Annotated in this window: 8 protein-coding genes; 2 read left to right on the top strand and 6 right to left on the bottom strand. The window is 50.9% G+C overall.

Annotation, left to right across the window (positions count from 1 at the left end; translation table 11 throughout):
• Nucleotides 1-52: 52 nt before the first annotated feature.
• Nucleotides 53-994 (top strand): LysR family transcriptional regulator, encoded by a 942-nt coding sequence (locus LCF41_RS09515; protein ID WP_225087839.1) that lies wholly within the window; start codon nt 53-55, stop codon nt 992-994.
• Here LCF41_RS09515 and LCF41_RS09510 read toward each other — a convergent pair.
• The 6 genes from LCF41_RS09510 to lrp form a co-directional block, all read right to left on the bottom strand.
• Nucleotides 980-2,134: an MFS transporter gene (locus LCF41_RS09510; protein ID WP_225088134.1), complete on the bottom strand. Its 1,155-nt coding sequence runs from the start codon at nt 2,132-2,134 to the stop codon at nt 980-982. The genes LCF41_RS09515 and LCF41_RS09510 overlap by 15 nt on opposite strands.
• Before the next feature lie 319 nt (nt 2,135-2,453).
• The gene (gene serS, locus LCF41_RS09505) at nt 2,454-3,749 is read right to left on the bottom strand and encodes a serine--tRNA ligase (RefSeq protein ID WP_225087838.1); all 1,296 of its coding nucleotides are present in this window, start codon (nt 3,747-3,749) and stop codon (nt 2,454-2,456) included.
• A gap of 103 nt (nt 3,750-3,852) precedes the next feature.
• Nucleotides 3,853-5,196, bottom strand: coding sequence for a replication-associated recombination protein A (locus tag LCF41_RS09500; RefSeq protein WP_225088133.1), 1,344 nt, complete (start codon nt 5,194-5,196; stop codon nt 3,853-3,855).
• Nucleotides 5,197-5,203: 7 nt separating this feature from the next.
• Nucleotides 5,204-5,815 (bottom strand): outer membrane lipoprotein periplasmic chaperone LolA, encoded by a 612-nt coding sequence (lolA, locus tag LCF41_RS09495; protein ID WP_225087837.1) that lies wholly within the window; start codon nt 5,813-5,815, stop codon nt 5,204-5,206.
• Between the two features lie 265 nt (nt 5,816-6,080).
• On the bottom strand, nt 6,081-9,554 hold the full coding sequence (locus LCF41_RS09490) for a DNA translocase FtsK 4TM domain-containing protein (protein WP_225087836.1): 3,474 nt from the start codon (nt 9,552-9,554) through the stop codon (nt 6,081-6,083).
• A gap of 114 nt (nt 9,555-9,668) precedes the next feature.
• Nucleotides 9,669-10,163: a leucine-responsive transcriptional regulator Lrp gene (lrp, locus tag LCF41_RS09485; RefSeq protein WP_010277211.1), complete on the bottom strand. Its 495-nt coding sequence runs from the start codon at nt 10,161-10,163 to the stop codon at nt 9,669-9,671.
• 585 nt (nt 10,164-10,748) lie between these two features.
• On the opposite strand from lrp, the gene trxB reads away from it, so the two are divergent.
• Complete coding sequence (gene trxB / locus LCF41_RS09480) at nt 10,749-11,711, top strand: thioredoxin-disulfide reductase (protein WP_225087835.1); 963 nt, start codon at nt 10,749-10,751, stop codon at nt 11,709-11,711.
• Nucleotides 11,712-11,775 lie beyond the last annotated feature (64 nt).

Genomic DNA, 11,775 nt, shown 5'->3' with positions numbered 1-11,775 from the left:
GATATATTTTGATGTTAACATTCAGATATGTAATGTATGCGAAGGAAATGCTATGCGCTTAGACAAACTGGAGATTCGCTGGTTAAAACTCTTTTGTAAAATTGTTGAAAAACAAGGGATTACTAACGCACAAGATGCAACGGGCTTAAGCCAACCCGTACTAAGCCACTACCTCTCTCGTCTTGAGGATACGCTCGGACTGGTGCTGTGCGAACGTGGTCGTGGCGGCTTTGCCTTAACAACCGAAGGTGAGGTGGTCTATCAAGAAGCTAAATCTGTCATTTCCACACTCGATGACTTCGCAAACAGACTGGCTCGTATCAAACATCAACTTATAGGTAAGGTAAAACTAGGCTGTCTGGATAATATCGCAACACACCCCAACAACGTTGTATCACAAGCGATATCCCATCTTTATGACCAAAGCCCTGAAGTTAATGTCGAAATCGAAATTATGGAATACCTTCCTCTGATGGAGAGGCTAAAAAATGGACACCTTGATATTGTTCTCAGCGCCCTACCCGATGACATTCCTGCGGACATTTTTTATCAGCCCGTCTTTGTCGAACACAGCTATTTTTATTCTCTAGCAGAAAATGCTGAAATGATCGAACATGAATGGCTCAATGGTGAATTAAATCCTCGCCGGCTATTAATTGGCGGGCATGCCGTCAATGAAATATCTAAACAGCTAGGTTCGGTATCAAAACAGGGTTATCACCAGACCGCCTGGCATCTTGAAGGAAGTCTGTTGCTATTGCTGGCAGGAACACATATTGGTTTTCTCCCCGATCACTATGCCGCTCCTTGGGTTGAAAAAGGCAAACTCACCGCAATTGCGCCAGATCGTTTAAAGCTAACCAGCATATTTTATCTGGTGCGAAACGCAAAACAGCGCCTTAGCCCGGTAGCCGAAGCGCTGTGGAATAACATGGTCGAAGCAGGACAAAGCTCGTTGGCCAGCCTCGATACCGCTAGCTCAAGCAGCAGCTAATGGCGTTGGATGGTGATCGACTTTTCTGAGCAACATCGTCAGATAAATCATGGCAATAACCGCGATCAAGACAAACAGCAAGCGATCGGAGTAGCTCTGCATCAATACCGCAGCAACGCTTGGCCCGCAAAGACTGCCAAGCGTATAGCTGAGGAGCAAGGCCTGATTCATCGCTACCAGTTCATCAGGACGTACTTTTTCACATGCCCACGACATGGCAACGGGATACAGCGTAAACCCTGCACATCCCAACAGTAACAATGACGGCGCCATGGCATAGTGACTAATGCTTAACATGGCAATACAGCCAATAATAACAACAAAGACCAATACGCGGAGAACCAACAGGCGTCCATACCGATCTGCCATACGCCCAATCGGCCATTGACCGATAATCCCTGAGCTGATCAGCAGTGCCATCCAGTATCCAACCTGCGCGTCATTCATTCCCTGATGAGAGAGATACAGCGGCATCAAACCATACAGCGAGCCTAAAATTGCACCGGAAATAATACAGCCGTGTACGCCTAAACGTGCACTGCGATACGTCAGCATTTTCAACATACTGACCGGTTTTTCTTGCTGTTCTGGCGGTGTGGGAAGGCGAGTAAACAGCAAGGGGAATATCGCTAAAATAACCAGTGCGACCATCCACGGCAGGACGCTTAACAATGCTGTCGGCAATACGCCAAGCAGGAGTTGTCCAATCACGCTACCGAGGTAATAGGCAATCATATAAGCAGCCAGCAGTTGCCCACGTTGCGTCGGCGTTCCACTGCATAACAACGCGCTTTCAACCACGACCCAGATTAACGCACAACCGACCCCGGCAAGAAAGCGCCAAAATAGCCAACTGCCAATATCGGCAGAAATACCGAGACCAGCAATCGCGATGCCAAATACCAGAGCGGCCAAATAATAGCTGCGGTTAAACCCATAAAGTTTGATTAATTTACCGGCTAATAGCGTTCCAACCAGATTGCCGCCGAAATAGGATGAGCCAACGAGGCCAACCTGCCAGACGGGAAGAGATTGATAACTCAGCCAAAGTGGTACCAGAGTATTTAATACCGCGATACAAACTGTTAGCAGTAAGAGTCCGCAGAGCAATAGCAGCACTGGGCGGGAATAAGCAGACATAGCGAAGTGGATAACCAAACAACCGGAGAAGAGTGAGCGCATCATGCCACTGCGTATATAAAAGTCAATCCGGGCAAAAAGTGCTAAAAGTCCTTTCTCAAATGATGGATTGAAAGAATTCATCAACACATACAGGGATGCCGTTACACTTGAAAACAGAAGCAACCTATTCCCCTGATTTTAAATTATTTTTAGCTTTAAAATTCAGTCACACAGGTTGTTTAAGGTAGAGAAGCTATTTTTACGATGAAAAAATATTACCGAACAGGAGGCGTAAAAAAAGCGCCTTTAAACGGGCGCTTTTTTCAGATAGCAGAAATTAGCCAATAAATTCCAGCCCGCCCATGTATGGACGCAGCACTTCAGGAATTTCAATACGGCCATCAGCCTGCTGGTAGTTTTCCAGAACCGCTACCAGTGTACGACCGACTGCCAGACCAGAACCGTTCAACGTGTGAACCAGACGGGTCTTCTTGTCGGACTTGCTACGGCAGCGAGCCTGCATACGACGCGCCTGGAAATCCCACATGTTTGAGCAAGAGGAGATTTCACGGTACGTATCTTGCGCCGGCAACCAGACTTCGAGATCATACGTTTTGGTGGAGCCAAAGCCCATATCACCGGTGCACAGCAAGACCTTACGATACGGTAATTTCAACAGTTGCAGTACCGTTTCGGCGTGGGTCGTTAATTCTTCCAGCGCCTGCATAGAATCTTCAGGGCGGACGATTTGTACCAGTTCGACCTTGTCAAACTGATGCATACGAATCAACCCACGCGTATCTCGACCATACGAACCTGCTTCAGAACGGAAGCAAGGCGTGTGGGCAGTCATCTTCAACGGCAAGGATTCTTCATCAAGAATCTCGTCACGCACCAGATTGGTCAACGGAACTTCAGCCGTCGGAATCAGTGCATAGTTGCTGCTTTCCGCTTCTTCACTCAACGGTCGGGTATGGAACAGATCTTCGCCAAATTTAGGCAACTGACCAGTACCGTATAACGTGGCATGATTGACCAGGTAAGGCACATAGACTTCCTGATAGCCATGCTGTTGCGTATGCAAATCCAGCATGAACTGGGTAAGTGCACGGTGCAGACGAGCAATTTGCCCTTTCATCACGACAAAACGCGCACCGGTCAATTTCACCGCCGCGGCAAAATCCAGCCCGGCAGCCATCTCGCCGAGTTCAACATGATCGCGCACGGGGAAATCATATTTACGCGGTTCACCCCAGCGAGTCACTTCCTGATTCTGCGTGTCGTCCTTTCCAAGCGGCACCGAGTCGTCCGGCAGGTTCGGGATCGTTAACGCCAGATCGCGAATTTCATTCTGCAACTGATCCAGCTCGGCTTTCGCGGCATCCAGTTTTTCGCCTAATGTGTTAACTTCACGACGCAAAGGCTCGATATCTTCACCGCGTGCTTTCGCTGCACCAATCTCTTTCGATCGGGAGTTACGCTCTGCCTGCAGGCTTTCGGTTTCTACCTGCAATACTTTACGACGTTCTTCCTGCTTACGCAGGGTCTCAACATCCAGCTTAAAGCCTCTGCGAGCCAGTAACTTTTCGGCGACTGCGTCTAGCTCATTGCGCAGTAAATTGGGATCGAGCATGCTAATCCTGTGCTTATGATTATCAAATGAAATGGTTGCTTACACGGCGCGCTACGCGGCCGATTTCAGAAAATACCGCAATAACCTTACCGCAACGCTTAGTTCAACGGTAGCGTTTTGTCGGGCTATTTTGATCCTGAGTGGCAAGCCAGGCGAGCTTTTCACCAATTTTGCCCTCAAGGCCGCGTGAGGTCGGCGCGTAATAGTGCGTATCGGCCATTTCCGGCGGAAAGTAGATCTCACCGGCCGCATAGGCATTGGGTTCATTGTGTGCGTACCGATACTCTGCCCCAAGCCCCATTTCTTTCATCAACCCGGTCGGCGCGTTGCGCAAGTGCTCGGGAACATCATAGTCTGGCTTCTCGCGCGCATCCTGCATCGCCGCTTTGAACGCGCTATACACAGCATTACTTTTGGGGGCGCAGGCCAGATAAACGATCGCCTGAGCAATGGCGCGCTCCCCTTCCGCTGGGCCAACGCGAGTGAAGCAATCCCAGGCGGAGATCGCCACCTGCATCGCACGCGGGTCGGCATTGCCGACGTCTTCCGACGCAATCGCCAGCAATCGTCGGGCAACATACAGCGGATCGCCACCGGCGGTGATAATTCTGGCGTACCAATAAAGCGCCGCATCCGGCGCAGAGCCTCTTACCGATTTATGCAGCGCCGAAATCAGGTCGTAATAGCGATCGCCTTTATTATCAAAGCGGGCACTACGCTCGCCAGCAATTTCGTTAAGAAGCGCAGGCGTCAGGACTCGCATACCCTGCGCGTCAATTTCCGCCATATCCGCCATCATTTCCAGGCTATTCAGAGCACGTCTGGCATCACCATTGACCAATTCAGCCAGCATCCGCGCGGTGTCGGCAGGCAGGACAATATTCTGTCCGCCGAATCCCCGCTCGCTGTCGCTCATCGCCTGCTGCAATACCTGTTCGATATCTTCTACCGTCAGCGCTTTTAGCAAATAGACACGGGCACGAGATAACAACGCGGAATTGAGTTCGAAAGAGGGATTTTCCGTTGTTGCCCCAATGAAGGTGATCGTTCCATCTTCGATATGTGGCAAAAACGCATCCTGCTGGCTTTTGTTGAAACGATGGACTTCATCGACAAACAAAATGGTACGACGCCCCGCATTGCGGTTTTGTCGGGCACGTTCAATCGCTTCACGAATTTCTTTAATGCCAGACGTCACGGCAGAAATGCGTTCTACATCAGCCTGCCCGTAATGCCCAATCAATTCTGCCAGCGTGGTTTTTCCCGTTCCTGGCGGTCCCCAGAGAATCATGGAGTGCAACTGCCCTGCCTCGATTGCCCGTGGCAAAGGCTTACCGGCGCCTAACAGGTGCTGTTGACCAATATACTGCGCCAACGTCGCTGGCCGCATACGCGCGGCCAGGGGCTGGAATTCGTTGTGGGAAAAATCAAGGGACAGGTTGCTCACTCTGGCCTCACTGACGCTGGTCATCCAGCGTGACGCCTTTCGGCGGTGTGAACGTGAATTGCGCGGCATCAACAGCGGTATTTTGCTGGTTCTTCAGCACATAAGTGCTTCGCTGGCCATCCTGTTCCGTCGCGGTAAACTGCTTGATTGTGCCGTTGGTCGTCACATTAATCGCGAACTGTTTCAGGTTGCCGCTCGCAGATTTCGGCGTAAGTTCAAAGTCATCGCCTTTCTGACGCACATTGTATTTATTCCAGTCGCTGGCATCGTTACGCGTAATCAGAATGAACGGCGTATTTCCTGTTGCATCCTTCAGCCAGGTTGCCGTGACTTGCTCCACAAACGGATTGTAGAACCAGAGCGTTTTTCCGTCAGAAATCAGCGTACTTTCATCAGGTGATGTGGTTTTCCAGTTAAATAAGTTAGGGCGCTTCAACCACAGTTCACCTTCCCCTTCCTGCACGGCTGCGCCATCGGCGCTGGTGACTTTCTGGCTAAAATTTGCATGGAAACTGTTTACTTTATTGAGGCGACCCTGCAAATCTTTTGCCGCGTCCGCATAGACAGCGGTTGAGGTCACACCTGCAATCAGGCAACTGATAGCTAACCACTTTTTCATACGCATAATCCTTTGAATTTCCTGATATAACAACCTTCACATATTGAGGTCAGATGTTTTGCAAGAGACCCATGTGATTTGTGGAACGGTGTTATTTGTCGATCGACGTTATCTGTAGATCCACGTTACCTATATAACTATGTTATCTGAACCCACTCGGGCGGTGATAGGTGAATTATCTGCTTATCACCGCTTTTACGCTTCTTTGCATAAGGGCTGCACGCGCAGCCCTTATAGTGGAGTGAGGTCAATCAATACAACGCACTTATTCCATTGATGGCGGTGCCAATACCTCGCGATTGCCATTGTGCCCAGGGGAGCTGACAATGCCCTGTGCTTCCATTTGCTCAACGATTCGCGCGGCACGGTTATAGCCGATTCGGAACTGTCGCTGTACACCGGAAATGGATGCACGACGCTTATCGACCACAAACTCTACTGCCTGATCGAACAGAGGATCGAGTTCTTCATCGCCATCAAGGCCGAGGCTTCCACCTTCACCATCATCGCCACCACTGACAATATTATCGATATATTGAGGACGCCCACGCGCTTTCCAGTCCTGAACGACAGCGTGCACTTCCTCGTCGCGGACAAAAGCGCCATGAACGCGGACAGGTATCGAGGAGTTAGGCGCCATATACAGCATATCCCCCATCCCCAATAGAGATTCTGCACCGCCTTGATCGAGGATAGTCCGTGAGTCGATCTTGCTGGACACCGTAAACGCGATACGCGTCGGAATATTCGCTTTGATCAATCCGGTGATAACATCAACGGAAGGACGCTGCGTTGCCAGTACCAGGTGAATACCCGCAGCACGCGCTTTTTGCGCCAGTCGGGCAATCAGCTCTTCAACTTTCTTACCCACCGCCATCATCAGGTCAGCAAATTCATCGACCATCACCACAATATACGGCAGTTTTTCCAGCACTGGCGGCGTCATATCCATACTGTCGCCCGGCTTCCAGAACGGATCGGGGATCGGGCGTCCCATCGCATTTGCTGTCATCACCCGTTCGTTGTATCCCGCCAGATTACGCACGCCAAGCGCCGACATCAGCTTATAGCGACGTTCCATTTCACCGACGCACCAACGCAACGCATTTGCCGCATCCTTCATGTCGGTCACGACTTCCGTCAACAAATGCGGAATACCTTCGTACACCGAAAGTTCCAGCATTTTCGGGTCGATCATGATAAAGCGCACGTCTTCCGGCGTGGCTTTATACAACATACTGATAATCATGGCGTTGACGCCGACCGATTTCCCCGACCCTGTCGTACCCGCAACCAGCAGGTGCGGCATTTTCGCCAGATCGGCAACGACAGGATCGCCTGCAATATCTTTACCCAGCACAATCGACAGCGGCGACGGATTATCGCGGAATTTGTCGCAATCCAATACTTCACGCAGATAAACCGTCTGACGATGCGCATTCGGCAGTTCCAGACCGACATACGGTTTGCCTGGAATCACCTCAACAATACGCACTGCAACAACGGACAGAGAACGCGCCAAATCGCGCGACAGATTCGAGATACGTGCGGCTTTAACGCCCGGTGCCAGATCCAACTCAAACCGCGTGATCACCGGGCCTGGCGAATGATCGACCACATCTGCTTTTACCCGGAAATCAGCCAAACGCGCTTCGATCAGTCGCGCCGTCTGTTCCAATGCGAAATTATCAATAGGCGCTTCGCTAGCCGGCGGCGGAGTCAACAAATCCAACGTTGGCAGCGGCGTAGTTGGCTTCTGCAGCGGTTGTTCATTACGCATCAGGAACGGGTGAATCAAGCCATCCATTGCCGGATGATGCGTTGGTGTTGCCACCGTTTCCTGTTTCGCGGCCTCAACAGGCGCTGACGTTGGTTGCGCTGGCTGACCAAACATCAACGGGTTGCGCTCATCCTCATCATCCTCATGTTCACCAGCATGCATCGGCGGAAACTCGGGTTCAGAACGGTAGGACGGCGGTGTATACGTGGACTCGCTGAACGTAGGCGGCTCAGGCTCGCGCTCACTCTCCGCGCTAAACGGCGAGAATGAAAAAGCGTTATGCGATGTGACAGAATTTGGCTGAACAGGCGCACTGACCACACGCGGTGCTATCGGAGCAGGGATTTCCTCATCGCGCTGCAATGCGCTGGCATCATAACGTGACTGCTGCTGTGCCGCGAAATCCCTGGCGAGCTGCGCTTGTAGAAGCGCGTCTTCATCGTCTTCCTGTGACGGATATTCATCACCGTAACGCTGGCGTTGCTGATCCAGATACGCTTGCTGCAATGCGGCTTCCTGCTGGGCGATATCATCCGGCGTCTCTTCCTGATACACATCATTCGCCAATTCCGTTTCTGCACTACCGCTCTGCGCCTGCAACCTTGCTTGCTCTTCAGCCAGCCGCTGCGACGGCAGTTTGATTCCGTAGGACGCCAGCTCGCGGCGAGTAGGAATACGCACCGGATTAGGGCGCGGCAGTTCCGGTCCAACGCCGCGTTTAATCTGCGGGTTATCATCCCCATCGGCGCTGAACGCTGGCATAAAGGTGTTGTTCGCGTTGAAATCCGTACCACGCTCAGGCTGTGGTGCCTCAGCAAAGGGCTGAACCGCCGCTGCCGTTACGATCGGCGGTACGGTACTCTCTCCGTAACTATTCCCGTAAGGTGCATACGCGCTGCTATGGAGTTCAGGCGAGCTTGCGATCTCTGGCATTGCCGCTGGCGTTTCAGGGATTTCAAACGAATACAGCGGCGGATTTAGCGACGGCGTCTTATCGATCGTTGATGGGACAACAGGTGGCACAATACCAGACGATGTGTCAGGCAACGCCGAATCAGACGCGGCCAGTTCAGGGAATGTTGCCCCCGCAACTGACGCCTCTGCTGAGAGAACTGGCTGTGTCGCTGTCGGTGCGTTCTCAGCTAACGGTGATGACTCGTCTATCTTATTGTCTGCCGTCGTGTCGTTTACCGCATCAGCCACGGAAGGCTCAGAAAACAGAACATCATCGTCATCACGCTGTTGTGTGACTGCCTCACCCGACGCCTCATCGTGACGCAGATTAAGCGCATCGCGCTCATCCTCTTCACGATCGTGTTCTTCGCGATAGTCCTCGTCGCGGCGTGAACGGTTTGACATAAACGTCAGACAACCCAAGACACCTGCGCCAATTTTTTCAGCGATCGTTAACCATGACCAGCCGGTAAACAGTGTTAACCCTGCCCCCCACACGCACAGCAGAATCAGCGTCGCACCCATGCTGTTGAAACGCGGGATCATTGAGCTGCTCAACAGGCTTCCCAACACACCACCGGAAGCAAAATAGTAGAGATCGTCAATATTCAACGCAGCCAAACCGCAAGAGGTCAGGATCAGCGCCAATGTCCCAATCAGGCGAAGTGAAAAGGTAAAATAGTCAATAGTCTGGTTGTTATCACGCTGGCGGAAAGCGACCCAGCACAGGGATAACATAATCGGTGGAATGGCGTAGGCCAGCACACCAAAAATGAAGAACAGCGTATCCGCCAGCCATGCACCTGCTACACCACCGAGGTTGTGAATCGGTTCGTGCCATGCAGTCTGTGACCAACTGGGGTCGGAAGGGCTGAAACTGAGTAGTGCGACACTAAGATAAACCGCAAAAAGTGCCACAACGATTAAAATCGCTTCAAGCAAACGACGTGTTCCACTGAGTTTTTTCAGGGTAACGTCTTTATCTTCTGTATATTCCTGGCTCAAGAGTCTCTCCAGGGGCCTGTAAGGTTTATGACAAAGCGCCGAGAAAACCCGGCGCTGGGACTGTATAAATTCACAGGAGTGTAGCTGAATTTATCGGGTTTTGCACCCACACGTTTATCGCGTCTTAATAACCAGACGGTTGCTTTGCTTCACTTCTTCCATCACCACGTAGGTACGGGTGTCGTTTACGCCCGGCAAACGCAGCAGCGTTTCACCCAGAAGCTTACGGTAAGCAGACATATCCGGCACGCGCGTTTTCAACAGGTAGTCAAAATCACCAGAAACCAGATGACATTCCTGAATTTCTTCCAGCTTCTGCACCGCAGCATTAAACTGTTCAAACACATCAGGCGCGCCGCGGTTTAGCGTTATTTCAACAAAAACCAGCAGTGACGCATCCAGATAATGCGGGTTTAGCAGTGCTGTGTAACCGTTAATGAAACCCTGTCTTTCCAGACGACGCACGCGCTCCAGACAAGGTGTTGGCGACAGCCCAACACGTTTGGACAGCTCGACATTGGAAATACGCCCATCTTTTTGCAATTCGTTCAGGATGTTACGATCAATACGATCGAGATCTTTTCCTGGCCGTTTTTTAGTGTCTACCATTATTATTGTCTCTCTTCACTTTTCCCTGCACCCGCTTACCCCGATAGACCTCATGTATCAGAGCTACCCTTAAAGAAGACACGCTGCCTATTTTGTATATCAAAAGTCATTAACTTCTCGTTCTCGCCCCACGTATTGCTCACCCGCGAAAAAGACCATCACGTCATATCCGTGGCCCAGAGGCCTACTACCTGCGCAAAAACGAATAAAAAACCGAGCTTTTAACTGTCCACATACAAAAAATTTCCTCTTACCCAGATGTTTTCGCAAATGCACAGCCGATTGTCAAAGCAAAACAACGAAAATCAGAAGAAACTGCCAGATTGGATAAGCCAGAGCCATTCGCCAAGGTGACTTCAATCATTTTACTTATGAATGTGGCTGATTTTTCAGCTATTTGTCATCACCATCGCCATTAACGATTAAACAAATAGCCAGCAACTTTTCTGCATACTTTTTTTACTCCTGTAATTTCCTTACAATCGTTCTCATTGTCCGTGGTAGAGACTGTTCGTAATAAGTCAGCGTGTTTGTCGTAGAGACCGTTCATATGAACATTATCCGCCGTAATGAAATGAGGAAAGCATGGGTACCGTTAAACATCACAAGTTATTGATTCTGGGTTCAGGCCCGGCTGGCTATACTGCCGCAGTTTATGCTGCACGGGCGAACTTACAGCCAGTATTAATCACTGGTATGGAAAAAGGCGGTCAGTTGACGACCACGACCGAAGTCGAAAACTGGCCGGGCGACGCCGATGATTTAACAGGCCCACTGTTAATGGAACGCATGCACGCACATGCAACCAAGTTCAATACCGAAGTGATCTTCGATCATATTGAACGTGTTGATTTACAGAACCGCCCCTTCCGTTTATTCGGTGATAGCGACGAGTACACCTGTGACGCGCTGATCATCGCCACTGGGGCATCGGCTCGCTACCTTGGTCTGCCATCTGAAGACGCATTCAAAGGCAAGGGCGTTTCCGCCTGTGCAACCTGTGACGGATTCTTCTACCGTAATCAGAAAGTTGCCGTGGTGGGTGGCGGGAATACCGCTGTTGAAGAAGCGTTGTATCTGTCTAACATCGCTGCGGAAGTGCATTTAATCCACCGCCGCGAGACGTTCCGTTCGGAGAAGATTCTGATCGATCGTCTGATGGACAAAGTCAAAAATGGCAACATCACCCTGCATACCAACCGTACGCTGGACGAAGTGCTAGGCGATGATATGGGTGTGACCGGTGTTCGTATCCGCGATACGCAAAGCGATGCAGCGGAAGAGCTGGAACTGGCTGGCGTGTTTATCGCTATCGGTCATAGCCCGAATACGGCTGTGTTCGGCGGTCAGTTGGAACTGGAAAACGGCTATATTAAAGTGCAATCCGGTATTCACGGCAACGCGACACAGACCAGTATTCCTGGCGTCTTTGCCGCAGGCGACGTTATGGACCACATTTACCGTCAAGCTATTACCTCCGCAGGTACTGGCTGTATGGCGGCACTGGATGTAGAACGTTACCTGGACGGATTAACCGTCAGCAAGTAATACGCGATTAAGAACGGAGCGGCGATAGCCGTTCCGTTTCTTCCCTCTGATTACCTCACGCAAC

The organism is Pectobacterium colocasium (genome assembly GCF_020181655.1).
Taxonomy (GTDB): Bacteria; Pseudomonadota; Gammaproteobacteria; order Enterobacterales; family Enterobacteriaceae; genus Pectobacterium; species Pectobacterium colocasium.
Note: the sequence above shows the minus strand (reverse complement) of the source record. Positions and strands in the feature narration are given on the sequence as shown.